A 14,994-nucleotide genomic window follows, 5' to 3' on the forward strand; every position below is an offset into this window, starting at 1 on the left:
CCCCACGCGCGTTCGCGTGGGGCGCCTGCCGTTTCCACCAGCCGACCGGACTCAGTCCTCGTCGGCGAGGATCAGATAGAGCTTCTTGCGGGCGTCGTTGACGACGGCGAGCGCCTTGTCGCGCTGCTCCGCCGAGCCGGTCTTCCAGACCTGGCCGAAGGCCTCCATCAGACCGAAGCCGGCCTGCCGGATCTCGTTGACCGTGTCCCAGTCGACGCCGCGGCCGGCATCCTCCCAGGGGGCGTCCGGACCCTCGTCGGCGGCCGTACGGCCGGCCTCGGTGAGCGAGAACAGCTTCTTGCCGCCCTCGGACTCACTCGTGATCAGGCCCTCGTCCTCGAGCAGCTGAAGGGTCGGGTACACCGACCCCGGGCTGGGCTTCCACGCCCCGCCGCTGCGCTCGGCGATCTCCTGGATCATCTCGTAACCGTGCATCGGCCGGTCCTTCAGCAGGGCCAGGATCGAGGCGCGCACATCACCGCGCCGCGCCCGTCCGCGGCCACCGCCGCGTCCGCGCCCGCCCCAGGGGCCGGGACCGCCGAAACCGCGGGGGTCGAAGCCGCCGGGGCCGAAGGGCCCGAAGGCACGCCGGCCCTCGCCGCCGCGCGGACCCTCGAAACCGCCGCCTCCGCGGGGCCCACCGGGCCCACCGAAACCGGGGCCGGGCCCGCGCCGGCCGAAGCCGCCGTGGTGCTGACGGCCGCGCTCGTGCTCATGTCCGTTCTCGTGTCCATGTACATGGGGTCGCATATCAATCACTTCTCTCGTGTGTCGTTCAGCGTGGGATCCGCTCCTCGAATAGGCGCCGTATGCCGTATCTCGGGATGCGCTATCAGGAGCGCTCGCGATCTTTCATGAACCATCGCGATGCTTCAACGATATATCGCTACTGATCGGATGGCAAGCCCCGACTTGAACGACGTGGTGTCCCGTCTCACTCAATCGAGTCGTTTTCTCAGCGAACCGAGTCGTTCGGGCTTCTGTCTCAGCGAACCTAGTCGCGCGGTTGAGGGCGCTGGGGTGCTGGATGGCTGTACCAGCTGGGGTGGATCAGGCGGGGCCGTGCGTCGAGTTGTCGTACGTGGACGTAGCGCACGGACGTCGTCGGCGTCCGCTGCGGGACTGCGTGACGGGCCAGTTCGAGGATGTCGATCCGGTACGTACCTTCAGCTGGTCACGCGGTGAGCGTCATTTCCCGGGCTGGTACTGGGCGGCGACAACCAGGCGGCACGTCGGCTTCGAGTCGTGGCTGGAGCGGGACCGGCTGCTGCTCATGGACTTCGACCCGAGCGTGGTAGGGATCAGCTCGCAGCCGTTCTGGCTGCACTGACATGACGGCGAGCGGGAGCGTCGGCACGTCCCGGACTACTTCATCCGCCGCGCGGACGGCTCCGCCGTGGTCGTCGATGTCCGTGCGGACGAGCGGATCGAGCCGAAGGACGCCGAAGCATTCGAGGTGACGCGCCTGGTCTGTGCCCAGGCCGGGTGAGCCTGCAAGATCCACTTCACCTGGATGCGGCAAGCAGCCGACCCGTTCGATCTGCTCGACACCGCCCGCCGCATACTCACGGACAGCACCGGGAAACCGCCCTCTCCCGACCTGTCACTCAGAATCGTCTTCCACCCTCAAGTGGTCGCACTCGCCGGGCTTCTCGCAGGTCGGGAGTGGGAACACAGGGCGCTTGCCACGGGCCACGTCGCCTGGCTGGTCAATCAGATCACTGTTCGTAACGCCCTCCTCGGCTATGTCCCCAAGGAGCGGCAGGACCCACTAATCCAGTGGGTTGAACAGCACTTTTCCACCCACAGGTTCGTCGCCTTCCACCGGAGCCCCAGGATCTACAACGCCTTCTATCCTCGCGAAACGATCCCGCCACGCCAACCAGAAGAAGCCGACGTCGAAACGCGATGGAGCCCTTTCCCTCCGTACTACCGGTACTGACTTCCCGTCTGTGTTACACCCAGTTCGCCCCGCCAAAGGTAAAGAGATAGGCGCGCCGGACCGCGTCTGAGCCTCGAAGAGACGTGACCACCAGAGCAACAACGAACAGCGCGGCAAAGGCGCCAACCACAACACCCCCGACGAGCGGTCCCGCTAACACGCCAACGATCACGCTCGCGACGATGACTATCCCCAGACCGAAGTGCGCGGCAGGCAGGTCTGCCCTGATTGCCTCGCGCAGCGCCCTGCGCGCCGACCGCAAGTCTGCGTCATACCGTTCCCGCGCTGCATCTGGATCTGCAGCAGCTCTTTCGGGCCACTGTTCCATCATCGCCCCCGCTCAGTCTGATCGGAGCCTACTGCGGCAGCGGTTCCGCATGAAGACGCTTCAGCCCGTCTGGCGAGTGGACTTCAATTGCCGGGACTTCGTGATCAGGCCACAAGCCGAAACCGCTGGACGCCAGGCCTCGCCAACAGCATCTGCTGACGGATCACCTCATCACGCGCGACGGGCCCGATCCTCAAACCGGACGTGCGGCGACCGTCAACCGTCTCGATCACGGCAGGCCGAGTCGCAGCTCGCAACGCAGCCCAGATCCGACGGGTGTGTTCAGTGAGCGTTTCGTGCATCTCCGGACCGACGTCAGGCCCAAACCACCGCACTGCGAGTCGCCCACACTCGAAGAACTCGCCGCGCTCGTCCGCCCTGACTCGCGAACGGAGCAACTGGACAATTGCCGCTGTCGGCGGCCCGATTGGCGCGCTGACGCCCGCAGCCGGAATGACCTCGAACGGCAGAGAAGCACCTGCCGGAAGGTCGAGAAACGCTTGTGTGCCTCCGCAGTCCAGCGCCGACTCGGCCGACGCATGCAAGTGCACCTGGTGCAAGCCAAGAGGCCCTGGGTGGCTGCAGCGCCATCGCGCGGAGGGAAGCACCTCGAAGATTCGCTGCCCTAGAAGCGCCTCATCGGCAGCCATCAGCCATGTGTCCGTCGTCTTCGTGCGAGAGCCTGCGATCGCCATGGGGCAAGAATGCCAGTGCCCTGAGTAGACCCTGCCGGTCACACCTCACTCCCCACGCTCCTCTAACGGCTCAGGTGACAACGGGGGTGCGAGGTACCGATGAACGGGTGGCAGGCACCTCAGTTGATTTGGTTCGGCCCAGAGTTTCAAAGGCCTGATCCTCACCGGTGCGAGGCGGTGGCCGCTGGCTGTTCACGTACTGCTGGACAGAGGAGCGCGTAGCTCGACCCGCAGCCGGATCGAAGTGTCGATGGGCAGTCCCAGGCCGGCGCGGCGAAGGTCTTTCGAGTGGCGTGCGATGAGATCCAAATCCCGTAGTTGCCGCTGGAGCTCGGAGGCGAGTGCCTCGTCCGTGTCGACGGGCGCTTCGGCGTCCTCTTCCTGGTCAGCCAAGTACTCAAGGTGCTGATCGATCGCTTCAACTGCACGGTTGCTAGTCCAAGCAGCGAACTCCTGGCAGCCGAAAAGGTACGCATGGGCGGCATACAATGCCGCTGCGGCTGCCGACTCGTCGGCGTCATCCGGCCCGTCCTGGCCATCGTTGTGGCAGTAGTCGCTGAGCAAGTACTCGCCGACCCCACGCTTGACGGTTGAGAAGGCTGTCGAGTCGCCAAGGACGCCCTCCCATACGGAATTCAGTAGAGGTCGCAGGCTCACGGTGAACGGCGCCTGCTCGTCTTCGGGCAGCGCCTCGTGCCAACTCATCAAGCGCTCCGCGACACCGGCGGCGAACACGCCACGCTCGCCGGACGACACCGCCGTCAGCCGCTCCTCCACCTGCGCGGAAAGCTCCCGCCACGCGTCCATTCGAAGCCCCCCAGAAGTTACGACGCCAGCTTGCTCACGCTAGCCGAGGCGATCATCTCAGTCACCAATGCCCCCTCCACGCGCACGTCCCAGCGGACTGTACGCCCGCTAACGGCGCTCCGTCCCACTTGCGCTTCTGGAAGACCAAGTCATGTGAGGCGCCCGGTGAAATACCCAAGACGTTCGAAACCGCACCCAGCCCGTCGGAACGGGACACCGTTTCCAAGAATCCCCTCCCTTCAGGCTCGTTCCGTCTCATCGAACCGAGTCCACGTGTCTCACTCAATCCAGTCCACGCAGGTCAGCCGCTCCCAGACGACTAACTTCGTTGAGACAGGACACGTGGCTGCAGACATCCGCGCATACGCGGCACCAGGCCACCAGCCGCGAATTGGCCTTGGCCCGACGCTCGACGCGCGCCCTACGGTCGCCCTATGCGCATTCAGATCGTCGACGCCTTCACCGACCGCCCCTTCGCCGGCAACCCTGCGGGTGTCCTGCTCCTCGACTCCTTCCCCGAGGACAGCTGGCTGCAGAACGTCGCACTCGAGGTCAACCACGCGGAGACCGCGTTCGCCCACCTGCTGCCCGAAGGCGGCACGGCCGACTGGGCGCTGCGCTGGTTCACCCCGGCCACCGAGGTCCGGATGTGCGGCCACGCCACGCTCGCCGCCGCCCATGTGCTGCACAGCACCGGGCGCGCCCACGGCACCATCCGCTTCTCGACCCTGAGCGGCGTCCTCACCGCCACGGCACACCCCGACGGCGCCCTCACGCTCGACTTCCCGACCGCCCCGCTCACCGCGGTCGACATCCCCGACGGTGTCGAGGAGGCGCTCGGCGCCAAGGTCCTCTCCACGTACGACACCGGCGAGAACATCGGCGACCTGCTGGTGGAGCTCGCCGACGAGCAGGCGGTCCGGGGGCTGCGCCCCGATATCCGGGCGCTCGCCCGCTACTCGGAGCGCGGCATCATCGCCACCGCCGCGGCCGAAGACCCCACCCGGGGCTACGACTTCGTCTCGCGCTGCTTCTTCCCGAACGTCGGCATCGACGAGGATCCGGTGACCGGCAGCGCCCACACCGCCCTCGCCCCGTTCTGGTGCGCGCGGTTGGGCCGCACCGAACTCACCGGCCTGCAGGCCTCACAACGCTCCGGCCAGGTACGCGTGACGCTCCAGGCCGAACGCACCCTTCTGACCGGCCGCGCCGTCACCGTCATCGAGGGCGAGCTGCACGCCTGAGGCGGCGGAGACCCGCACGCCCCACCACCCCGCGCACGGCTGCCCTCCGCGTCATGCGGTGGGCAGCCAGCCGACCTTCCCGGCCAGCAGCGCATACCCCACGAACGCTCCGACATCGAGCAGCGTATGGGCCACGACCAGCGGACCCACCCGCCCCCACCGCCGGTAGAGCAGGACGAAGACGACGCCCATCACCATGTTGCCGATGAACCCGCCGATGCCCTGATACAGGTGGTACGAGCCGCGCAGCACCGAACTCGCCGCGAGAGACCCCATCGGCGAGAACCCCAACTGATCGAGTCTGCGCAGCAGATACCCGACCACGATCACTTCCTCGAGAACCGAGTTCTGCGCCGCCGACAGGATCAGCACGGGGAACTTCCACCACACGTCGGGCAACGCCTCAGGAACCACTGTGAGGTTGAAGCCCAGCGCCCGCGCAAGCAGATAGAAGGCGATACCGGTCGAACCGATCCCCGCCGCGATCACCGCACCACGGGACAGATCGAAGCCGGGTCGCTTGAGGTCGAAGCCGATCGAGCGGACTCCGGCCCCCTCCCGTACCAGCAGGTGAATCACCAGCGCGACCGGCACGAGGGCCGTGCAGATCCCGAAGAGCTGCCAGGCGAGATCAAGCCAGGGACGCCCGGGTGCCGCCGACGCGTTGAGCGTGGCCGCCTGGTCCTTGAGACCACCCGGCTTGGTCACCGACCCGATGAAACTGATCAGCGCGGAGACTCCGCTGGCACCGAGCGACAGCGCGAGGACAAGAAGCGTCTCGTCCCGGAGAATTCTCCGCGAAATCCGCTCATGGGGAAAAGATCCGGCCACCAGCCCTGCCTCCACGTGCACACCTGCCTTAGTTGACCAATCACGCCCCGCACACATGCTCGCCCCACTAGGGTCTCGAATGCAGGTACGAAGACCGTGCGCGACAGGCCAGGGGGACGGTACGCCACGCACCTGTGTCGACCGTACGTACCCCCGCGCGTCGTGCATCCAGACGTACGAAGAGGGGCTCCAGCGTCATGGGACGTCACAACATGCCGGACCGCAGATCGAGGGCGACTGCGGCGGATGCGCAGCGCCCGGGCCCGCGCCGCCGCATGGTCGCCATCGCGACAGTCCTCGTTCTGGGTGTCGCAGGCTCGGCCGCCTACGCGGTGGGCGCCGACTGGCTGCCTTTCGCGAACAAGTGCACGGACGACGCCGTACGCATCGATGTCGTCGCCTCCCCCGACATGGCCCCCGCCCTGCGCGACACCGCCGCCTACGCACGTGACAAGGAGATCACCTCCGACGGCCGCTGCATGGACGTCCGGGTCACCGCGCGCGACTCGTCCAAGTTCGCCGACTCTCTGCGTACGGAAGGCAAGCCCGGTGCGTACGAGGTGTGGGTGCCGGACTCGGACATGTGGGTGGAGCGGGTTCAACTGCAAGGCGACGAGAGCCTGTTGACGCCCACCGGCAACATCGCCTCGACCCCCGTGACCATGGGCATGGTGCCGGCCGCCGCCAAGAAGCTGGGCTGGCCGAAAAAGACGTACTCCTGGGCCGAGTTGGCGGGCGCCGCGACCCAGGGCGACCAGCTGCGGCTCGGTGCCGCGGATCCCGCGCGCAGCGCATCGGGCCTGCTCGCGCTGGCCAAGATGAGCGCGTCGGCGGAGCAGGCGGGCGGCGCGGAGGCGGAGGCCCAGATCGCGGCCACGGCGAAGATCCTCGCGCAGCGCACCTCGGACAGCGACGCCCAGGCCCTCGACACCCTGGCCCGGGACAACTCCGGTACGGAGCAGGGCAATCCGCGCCGCAACCAGGCCCTGATCGTCTCCGAGCAGGCGGCCTTCCAGCACAATGCCTCGGCCCAGGACGCCGGCAAGCTGGAGCTCTTCTACCCGAAGGACGGCGCGCCCGAGCTCGACTACCCGTACGCGCTGCTCGACGAGCCGGGACAGACCACCGACGAGAGCCGGGCCGCGCTGCGTTTCATGACGCTGCTCGGCGAGCAGGAGGGTGAGCGCATCCTCGCCGCGCACGGCTTCCGCACCGACCGCGGAGCGCCGTCGGACAGCCTGGTCCAGGGAGCCGGCGGCAGCGCGACCCAGCCAGTGGCCAACGCGTCGAGCGAAGAGCTCAGCAGCAAGCAGCTCCAGGAGACCCTGGGCGTCTGGACGATCACCGTGCAGAGCGCGCGGATCTCCGTCGTCGTGGACGTCTCCGGCTCGATGGCCGAGCTGGTGCCGGGCCGGGGCGCACCGCGTATGGACGTCACCAAGGCTGCCCTGACCGCCGCGCTGACCCAGTTCACCAACGAGGACCACTTCGGCCTCTGGGAGTTCTCCACCCTCCTGGACGGCAAGCGCGACTACCGCGAACTGGTGCCCACGGACCGCCTCGGCAAGCAGACGGGCAAGGGCGGCACCACACAGCGCGAGCGTCTGACGGCGGCGTTCGGCAAGCTGCAGCCGGTGCCCAATGGTGCGACCGGTCTGTACGACACGACGCTCGCCGCGTTCCAGCAGGCCCAGAAGACCCATGTGCCCGACATGTTCAACGCCGTGGTGATCGTCACCGACGGCGAGAACCAGGACCCGAACTCGATCACCCGCAGTGCCCTGATCTCCCAGCTGGAGAGCCTGTCCGACCCGGACCGTCCGGTGCCGCTGATCGCGGTCGCGGTCGGACCGGGCGGTGACCAGGACGAACTCGACCAGGTGGCCAAGGCGACCGGCGGCTCGGGCCACCAGGTCGACGACCCGGCGCAGGTCCCGGAAGTGATCCTCAAGGCGATCACGGCGGCTGCCCAGGCGAGCGCGGGCTGAGCCGGGGCGGGCCGGGGGACCCGGCCCGCCGCGCACCTCACTGCTGTCCCGGAGCCACCACCGCGTCCGGCAGCGCCCCGACCGGCCAGGTGTGCACGGGTTCGCCCGCGTGCATGAGCTCGCAGTAGCGCCGCGTCGTGGCGGCCAGCGCCGCCTCCCGGCCCAGACCGCTCTCCAGCGCCCGGTGGTAGGTGGCCACCTGCCACGAAGCCCCGTTCACCCGGCGCTTGCAGCGCTCCTCGATGACCCCCAGATAGTGGTCCCGGTCCACAGGCGCCACACCCCACGCATCCAGCCCCGCGGCGGCCAGCGGCAGCAGCTCGTTGCGTACGAGATCGACGGCCGGCATCCGCGCCACGCCCCCGAAGCGCCCGGGGCGCGGCCAGTCGGGCTCGGCCTCGATGCCGTACCGGCAGGCGGGGGCGGAGGTGGGGGGGCGCCGAAGTTGGCGGCGCCCGCCTCGAACGGCAGCCGCGACCACACCGGCCGGCCGTCCTCGGCGAGCGCCCGCACGACGCCGTAGTAGAAGGCCGCATTGGCGACGACATCGGTGACGGTCGGACCGGCCGGCAGGACCCGGTTCTCCACCCGCAGATGCGGTACGCCGTCGGCGATCCCGTAGACGGGACGGTTCCAGCGGTACACCGTGCCGTTGTGCAGCACGAGTTCGGCCAATGACGGCACACCGCCCTCGTCGATCACGCGCAGCGGTTCCTCGTCGTCGCAGATCGGCAGCAGCGCGGGGAAGTAGCGCAGATTCTCCTCGAAGAGGTCGTACGGCTTGGTGATCCAGCGCTCCCCGAACCACGTACGCGGCCGCACGCCCTGCGCCTGGAGCTCGGGCGGACGCGTATCGGTGGCCTGCAGGAACAGCGGCGGCCGCGACTCACGCCACAGTTCGCGCCCGAACAGGAAGGGCGCGTTGGCGCCCACGGCTATCTGCGCGGCCGCGACGGCCTGCGCCGCGTTCCACACATCGGCGAACCGCCCCGGCGTGACCTGCAGATGCAACTGCACGGAGGTGCAGGCCGCTTCGGGCGCGATCGACGCGGAGGTGCAGCTGAGCCGCTCGACCCCCTCGATCTCGAGGTGGAAGTCCTCGCCTCGGGCAGCCACCATCTGGTCGTTGAGCAACATGTAGCGATCGACGGCCGAAAGGTTCGAGGACACCAGATCGTCCTGCCCGAGCGTCGGCAGAATTCCGATCATGACGATCCCCGCGGCCACTTCGTTCGCTTTACGGTGCGCATAGTTCAGTCCGGTACGAAGTTCCTCCGCAAGCTGGTCGAGAACGCGCCCGCCCAGCGCGTGCGGAGCAATATTCACTTCGAGATTGAACATCCCGAGTTCGGTCTGGAAATCACGGCTCGCGATCCGTTCGAGAACTTCCGCATTCATCATTCTCGGCAGACCATCGGGCCCCGTGAGATTCAGCTCTATCTCCATGCCCATGAGATTCCGGGGCCGGTCGAACCGCTTCTCGTCCAGCAGACGCGCGAGCCCCGCGAGGCACTGCTGCAGCTTTCTGCGGTAGCGCTGCCGATCGGACAGGTCGAACGCTCCCGCCGCGACCTTCTCCCCCATCGAAGTGTCCCCTCCTCGATTGGGCAGTCCACGGCCATGTCACCGGGGATGATGCCCAGGCAATGTGATCGATAACGCCCCGCACCTGCCCACCCGGCTGTACCCTCAATCACATTCACGCGCGGCACATTCACGCGGCATGCGGCACAGCGCAGTTGCGCTCGCGAGAGCAGTGGTGGAATACGCCGACGAGAATCGGCCGACCGCCCGTACGGACATCGCCCAGGTCAGCGGCGCCGGCCCGGTACGGAATCGGGAGAAATACCGCGGCAGAGCGACCGAATATCGCCTTGCCCGCAATACTGGCGACGGCTACCCGAAACATTGCGAGAACACGCGTCGTATAAACTCCGCGAACGAGGCAGAGAGTTGGCGCTCGCGGACCGGAACCTGGCCATCCCCCGCCCCTCTGGCCCCGAGAGCTGACAACGCCGTCTGCACCCACGCCCCCGCACCACCAGCCTGTCTCATGAGAGGCGACCCATCATGCCGCTGCAAGTCCCTCCGGCTCCCGCGCCAGCCCTGCGCAGCGTCCTCGCGGCACTTGGTTCCCCCACTGCCGTACGCGAGGCGCGCACCCCGTCCCTGCGCAACGCACAGGGGCCCGTCACCGCCGAACTCCCGCTGCCCGTCCACGTCCTGAACCAGGCCGGCACACCCCGGACCCGGCTCACCGGATGGCGCTTCCTGCTGCGCAGTGAGGGCCGCACGGTGGCCGCCTGCGACACGATGCTCACGGCGGACGGCTGGACCTTCTCGCACTTCTTCGAAGGCCCGTACATCACCTCCACCGAACGGGCCCTGCGCCAGGCGGAGTCCCTGCAGACGAACTGCCAGCCGCGTCTGCTCTCGGTGCCCGAGCTGTACATGCTGACGTTGTGGCTGCACAACGACTGCACCTCGGACGGCACGGAGGGTCGCCTCGCCTCCACAGATGTCCTCGTACCCCTGGCTCCCGCGCCCCCCGGGATCGCCGCCCATCAACCGCATCTCGCGGCGGAGCTGCTTCCTGTCCTGTCTCACCGGCTCGCTCCCGCCGCCCTGCTCGGCCAGGCGGTCTGAGCACCTGTGCCTGTGCCCCGCGATCCAGCCGGTCGCGGGGCACACGCATGGGCGCGTGAAGGCACCCGCTTGGCCCCTACACGGGCCCTGCCCGCACCGCCCGACCGGACTAGCCCCTTCAGGCCACCCCTAACCACCCGAAGAGACCGCCGAGTTGGACTGAACCGTCCGCACGGGTGATGCGTCACTTCCTGGTGAGGAGCGCTGCCGGTAAATCCCTGCGGAATCGAGCCCGTAGGGCAACACTGGTTCCGGACCGACCACACGGGGGCGGCAATGAACACCGCAGCACACCGATCCATCCGCGGGACACAGATCACCACTACGGACCAGCGAAAGAACCCTTCCATGTGCCAGCACCAGCCAGCCTGTCCCACAGCCGACTCAGCCGACCGGGAAGCCGCGCTCCTTGTGGCCTTCCACCCGGAGCAGGGCTGGAGCCTGCTGTGCAACGGCGTCCTGCTCTTCGAGGACACCGGTGAGCTGCTGCCGGACGGGCAGATCATCGCTCCGCACCGGCCGCTGGGCACCGGCTCGGTGGTCCGCGCGGCCTGAGGGCACCACTGCGCAATACCGAGGGCCGGCCCGGAGATCACTCTCCGAACCGGCCCTGACGTTTGCCCGGTCGGCTCAGTTCTCGTACGCGTCCAGCGGCGGGCAGGAGCAGACGAGGTTGCGGTCGCCGTACGCCTGGTCGATCCGGCGCACCGGCGGCCAGTACTTCTCCGCCGCCACCAGACCGCCCGGGAAGACGGCCTCTTCGCGGGTGTACGGGTGCTCCCACTCGCCGGCCATGGTCGCGGCCGTGTGCGGGGCGTTGTGCAGCGGGTTGTCCTCCGCGGGCCACTCGCCCGCGCCGACCTTCTCGATCTCCGCGCGGATCGCGATCATTGCGTCGCAGAACCGGTCGAGCTCACCCAGGTCCTCGCTCTCGGTCGGCTCGATCATCAGCGTGCCGGCCACCGGGAAGGACATCGTCGGCGCGTGGAAGCCGTAGTCGATCAGACGCTTGGCGATGTCGTCCACGCTCACACCGGTCGCCTTGGCCAGCGGCCGGATGTCGATGATGCACTCGTGCGCCACCAGTCCGCCGGGACCGGTGTAGAGCACCGGGTAGTGCGGCTCCAGTCGCTTGGCGATGTAGTTGGCGCCGAGCACCGCGACCTGCGTCGCGCGCTTGAGTCCCTCGCCGCCCATCAGACGTACATACGCCCAGGAGATCGGCAGGATCCCGGCCGAGCCGAACGGCGCGGCGGAGATCGGACCGACACCGGTCTCCGGACCCGCGGCGGGCTGCAGCGGGTGGTTGGGCAGATGCGGCGCGAGGTGCTCGCGCACCGCGACCGGACCGACGCCCGGGCCGCCGCCGCCGTGCGGGATGCAGAAGGTCTTGTGCAGGTTCAGGTGCGAGACGTCGCCGCCGAAGTGCCCCGGCTTGGCAAGGCCCACCAGCGCGTTGAGGTTGGCGCCGTCGACGTAGACCTGGCCGCCTGCGTCGTGCACCTGGGCGCAGATGTCGGCGACGTGCTCCTCGAAGACACCGTGCGTCGAGGGGTACGTGATCATCAGGACCGCGAGCTGGTCCTTGTGCAGCTCGATCTTCGCGCGCAGGTCCGCGACGTCGATCTCACCGTCGTCGGCGGTCTTGACCACGACGACCTTCATGCCGGCCATCACGGCGCTCGCGGCGTTGGTGCCGTGCGCGGAGGACGGGATGAGGCAGATGGTGCGCTGGTCGTCACCGTTGGCACGGTGGTAGCCGCGCACCGCGAGCAGACCGGCGAGCTCGCCCTGCGAACCGGCGTTGGGCTGCAGCGACACCTTGTCGTAACCGGTGACCTCGGCGAGCTGCTCCTCGAGCTCACGGATGAGCGTGAGGTAGCCCTGCGCCTGCTCGGCCGGCACGAAGGGGTGCAGCTGGCCGAACTCGGGCCAGGTGACGGGCTCCATCTCGGTGGTCGCGTTCAGCTTCATGGTGCAGGAGCCGAGCGGGATCATGCCGCGGTCGAGCGCGTAGTCCTTGTCCGAGAGCTTGCGCAGGTAGCGCAGCATCGCGGTCTCGGAGCGGTGCTCGTGGAACACGGGGTGCGTCAGGTACTCGTCGGTGCGCAGCAGCCCGCTGGGCAGCGCCTCACCGGCGGCCTCGTCGAGTGCCGCGATATCGCCCTCGACCCCGAACGCGGCCCAGACGGCGGCCAGTTGCGTACGCGTGGTGGTCTCGTCGCAGGAGACGGAGACGTGGTCGCTGTCGACGAGGTGCAAGTTGACCCCGCCTTCACGCGCGGCGGACACGACCTCGGCGGCCCGGCCGGGGACGCGCAGGGTGAGAGTGTCGAAGTAGGAGCCGTGGACGACCTCGACCCCGCCGGCCTTGAGGCCCTCGGCGAGGATCGTGGCGTAACGGTGGGTGCGCCGGGCGATGCCCGCGAGGCCCTGCGGGCCGTGGTAGACGGCGTACATACCGGCCATGACGGCGAGCAGCACCTGCGCGGTGCAGATGTTGCTGGTCGCCTTCTCACGGCGGATGTGCTGCTCACGGGTCTGCAGCGCGAGGCGGTAGGCCTTGTTGCCATCGGCGTCGACCGAGACACCGACGAGGCGGCCGGGCAGGCTGCGCGCGAACTTCTCACGGACCGCCATGTAGCCGGCGTGCGGACCGCCGAAGCCCATCGGCACACCGAAGCGCTGCGTCGTACCGACGGCGATGTCCGCGCCGAGGTCGCCGGGCGAGGTGAGCAGCGTCAGGGCGAGCAGATCGGCGGCGACCGTGACGATCGCACCGAGCTCGTGCGCCTGCTCGATCACGGGCTTGAGGTCCCGCACGGCGCCGGAGGCGCCCGGGTACTGGAGCAGCACACCGAACACACCGCGCTCGGCGACCTCGGCCGGGATGCCCTGCGAAAGATCGGCGACGACCACCTCGACACCGGTCGGCTCGGCACGGGTCTCGATCACGGCGATGGTCTGCGGCAGCGCATCGGCGTCGACCAGGAAGACGCCCTGCTTCACCTTGCCCACCCGCCGCGCGAGCGCCATGGCCTCGGCGGCCGCGGTGCCCTCGTCGAGCAGCGAGGCGCCGGACGTCGGCAGACCGGTCAGATCGGCGACAACGGTCTGGAAGTTGAGAAGCGCCTCGAGGCGGCCCTGCGAGATCTCCGGCTGGTACGGGGTGTACGCCGTGTACCAGGACGGGTTCTCCATGACATTGCGCAGGATCACCGGCGGCGTGAACGTGCCGTAGTAGCCGAGACCGATCATCGGCGCGAGCACCTGGTTGCGGTCGGCCAACGTGCGCAGCTCCGCGAGGACTTCGGCCTCGCTGCGCCCCTCGGGCAGAGCCAGCGCCTCGGCGCTCTTGATCACGTCCGGCACCGCGGCCGCGGTCAGCTCGTCGAGCGAGCCGTAGCCGACCTGGGCGAGCATCTTGGCGCGCGCCTCGGCGTCGGGCCCGATGTGACGCTGCTCGAAGGGGATGCCACGCTCGAGCTCGTGCAGCGGGATGCGGTTGGCGGTCATCAGGGAGGCCTCCTGGTCGATACGACCTGCGAGGGGTACCACGGCGCGGGTACCCGGACGGCCTCCCCCTCTGTCATCTCAACCTGAGAGTTTCACCGGACCGTGCGTCATTTTTCACGATGCGCGCAGCCCGGCTTTCACCGTCGGTGAGAGCGGAAGCCGTCGACGTCCGCCCTGCTTTCCAGAGTGACCTCGTCCATGCGGTACGGGTGCCTGAGAGATTCCGGGGAGGATTTGCTCCTTCGGCGCCTCCGGCCAGCACGTTCACTGGGCCCGGAGAGCTCTCCCGCACGGGGTCAGCAGCCGTCTGCCAGCCTACCAGCGGGCACACCCGTCGATTCCTCGCCTACAGGGCCCCAATTCCCCGAGTGGCCAAGGGTCGCAATGTGCTCTTTCGTAGTCAATACGGATGACTTGCGACTGACGTCCGACTGACGTGCGACTTGTCTGGAGGGCCTGTGCAGACCGACATCGACCCCCGCAGTCTGATCGGCCGCAAGGCCTTCGACCGCAACGGCTCCAAACTCGGCACGGTGGACGAGGTCTATCTCGACGACGCGACCGGTGTCCCCGAGTGGGCGGCGATACGCACGGGACTGTTCAGCAGGGACGCGTTCGTCCCCCTGGAGCCCAGCGAACTGGTCGAGGGCACCCTGCACGTGCCGTACGAACGCTCCCTGATCAAGGACGCTCCTGACTTCGGCGTGGGCCGCCACCTCTCCCCCGAGCAGGAACTCCAGCTCTACCACCACTACGGCATCTCCCTCACAGACGACACCGACCCTCCCTCGGACCACGACTTCGGCCAGATCGCCGGCGACTGATTCAGCAGATCTCTCAGCCCCTGCGGCGCTTGAGCAGATCTTTCAGCCTCGCCGGCGTTTGATGCGATCCGAACGAAGTTCGGATGCGGGGTCCGGGGGGGAGCCCCCGGTTCGGGGAGGGGGGGGGAGGGGGAAACAGCCCGCCGCCGGCGCCACCGGCCCCCCCCCCGCAA

General features: G+C 68.4%; 11 protein-coding genes, 1 pseudogene and 1 riboswitch. Of the genes and pseudogenes, 7 read left to right on the top strand and 5 right to left on the bottom strand.

The features are described 5' to 3' along the window. Window positions 1–51: 51 nt before the first annotated feature. Window positions 52–750, bottom strand: a complete 699-nt coding sequence (locus tag JAO81_RS12020) for a PadR family transcriptional regulator (protein ID WP_199547783.1) — start codon at window positions 748–750, stop codon at window positions 52–54. A gap of 277 nt (window positions 751–1,027) precedes the next feature. On the opposite strand from JAO81_RS12020, the gene JAO81_RS12025 reads away from it, so the two are divergent. Then, a complete protein-coding gene (locus tag JAO81_RS12025; RefSeq protein WP_374194287.1) occupies window positions 1,028–1,330 on the top strand; it encodes a TnsA-like heteromeric transposase endonuclease subunit in 303 nt (100 codons plus the stop codon). 183 nt (window positions 1,331–1,513) lie between these two features. Further along, window positions 1,514–1,942 (top strand): hypothetical protein, encoded by a 429-nt coding sequence (locus tag JAO81_RS12030; protein ID WP_199547784.1) that lies wholly within the window; start codon window positions 1,514–1,516, stop codon window positions 1,940–1,942. A 1,215-nt stretch (window positions 1,943–3,157) separates the two neighbouring features. Here the strand turns inward: JAO81_RS12030 and JAO81_RS12035 are convergent. Beyond that, a complete protein-coding gene (locus JAO81_RS12035) occupies window positions 3,158–3,772 on the bottom strand; it encodes a hypothetical protein (RefSeq protein ID WP_199547785.1) in 615 nt (204 codons plus the stop codon). Window positions 3,773–4,206: 434 nt separating this feature from the next. Here JAO81_RS12035 and JAO81_RS12040 point away from each other — a divergent pair, with 434 nt between their 5' ends. Further along, window positions 4,207–5,016, top strand: a complete 810-nt coding sequence (locus tag JAO81_RS12040) for a PhzF family phenazine biosynthesis protein (protein WP_199547786.1) — start codon at window positions 4,207–4,209, stop codon at window positions 5,014–5,016. A 51-nt stretch (window positions 5,017–5,067) separates the two neighbouring features. Here the strand turns inward: JAO81_RS12040 and JAO81_RS12045 are convergent, their stop codons facing one another. Next, window positions 5,068–5,868, bottom strand: a complete 801-nt coding sequence (locus JAO81_RS12045; RefSeq protein WP_199547787.1) for a CPBP family intramembrane glutamic endopeptidase — start codon at window positions 5,866–5,868, stop codon at window positions 5,068–5,070. Between the two features lie 176 nt (window positions 5,869–6,044). Between JAO81_RS12045 and JAO81_RS12050 the strand changes: the two genes are divergently transcribed. Next, window positions 6,045–7,835 carry a substrate-binding and VWA domain-containing protein gene (locus JAO81_RS12050; RefSeq protein ID WP_199547788.1) on the top strand — a complete coding sequence of 597 codons (1,791 nt, stop codon included), beginning with the start codon at window positions 6,045–6,047 and terminating at the stop codon, window positions 7,833–7,835. Window positions 7,836–7,872: 37 nt separating this feature from the next. Here JAO81_RS12050 and JAO81_RS12055 read toward each other — a convergent pair. Continuing rightward, a pseudogene (locus tag JAO81_RS12055) lies at window positions 7,873–9,419 on the bottom strand (glutamate--cysteine ligase). 486 nt (window positions 9,420–9,905) lie between these two features. On the opposite strand from JAO81_RS12055, the gene JAO81_RS12060 reads away from it, so the two are divergent. Together JAO81_RS12060 and JAO81_RS12065 are read left to right on the top strand one after the other, a co-directional pair. Beyond that, entirely contained in the window at window positions 9,906–10,481 is a 576-nt protein-coding gene (locus tag JAO81_RS12060) for a hypothetical protein (RefSeq protein WP_199547789.1), read from the top strand. Window positions 10,482–10,829: 348 nt separating this feature from the next. After that, window positions 10,830–11,036 (top strand): DUF5999 family protein, encoded by a 207-nt coding sequence (locus JAO81_RS12065; RefSeq protein ID WP_052582559.1) that lies wholly within the window; start codon window positions 10,830–10,832, stop codon window positions 11,034–11,036. Between the two features lie 75 nt (window positions 11,037–11,111). On the opposite strand, the gene gcvP is transcribed toward JAO81_RS12065, so the two are convergent. Then, a complete protein-coding gene (gene gcvP / locus JAO81_RS12070; RefSeq protein WP_199547791.1) occupies window positions 11,112–13,997 on the bottom strand; it encodes an aminomethyl-transferring glycine dehydrogenase in 2,886 nt (961 codons plus the stop codon). A gap of 191 nt (window positions 13,998–14,188) precedes the next feature. Then, a riboswitch (glycine riboswitch) is annotated at window positions 14,189–14,296 on the bottom strand. 159 nt (window positions 14,297–14,455) lie between these two features. Between gcvP and JAO81_RS12075 the strand changes: the two genes are divergently transcribed. Beyond that, complete coding sequence (locus JAO81_RS12075) at window positions 14,456–14,821, top strand: PRC-barrel domain-containing protein (protein WP_199547792.1); 366 nt, start codon at window positions 14,456–14,458, stop codon at window positions 14,819–14,821. The last annotated feature ends 173 nt before the right edge of the window (window positions 14,822–14,994 follow it).

It is taken from the genome of Streptomyces sp. N35, assembly GCF_016464295.1.
Lineage (GTDB): Bacteria > Actinomycetota > Actinomycetes > Streptomycetales > Streptomycetaceae > Streptomyces.

Bases quoted from the DNA above. Each gene is read 5' to 3' on its own strand.
- JAO81_RS12040 (WP_199547786.1), top strand. From the start codon at position 4,207: ATGCGCATTCAGATCGTCGACGCCTTCACCGACCGCCCCTTCGCCGGC.
- JAO81_RS12065 (WP_052582559.1), top strand. From the start codon at position 10,830: ATGTGCCAGCACCAGCCAGCCTGTCCCACAGCCGACTCAGCCGACCGG.
- JAO81_RS12035 (WP_199547785.1), bottom strand. From the start codon at position 3,772: ATGGACGCGTGGCGGGAGCTTTCCGCGCAGGTGGAGGAGCGGCTGACG.
- JAO81_RS12025 (WP_374194287.1), top strand. From the start codon at position 1,028: ATGGCTGTACCAGCTGGGGTGGATCAGGCGGGGCCGTGCGTCGAGTTG.
- JAO81_RS12030 (WP_199547784.1), top strand. From the start codon at position 1,514: ATGCGGCAAGCAGCCGACCCGTTCGATCTGCTCGACACCGCCCGCCGC.
- JAO81_RS12050 (WP_199547788.1), top strand. From the start codon at position 6,045: ATGGGACGTCACAACATGCCGGACCGCAGATCGAGGGCGACTGCGGCG.
- gcvP (WP_199547791.1), bottom strand. From the start codon at position 13,997: ATGACCGCCAACCGCATCCCGCTGCACGAGCTCGAGCGTGGCATCCCC.
- JAO81_RS12060 (WP_199547789.1), top strand. From the start codon at position 9,906: ATGCCGCTGCAAGTCCCTCCGGCTCCCGCGCCAGCCCTGCGCAGCGTC.
- JAO81_RS12020 (WP_199547783.1), bottom strand. From the start codon at position 750: ATGCGACCCCATGTACATGGACACGAGAACGGACATGAGCACGAGCGC.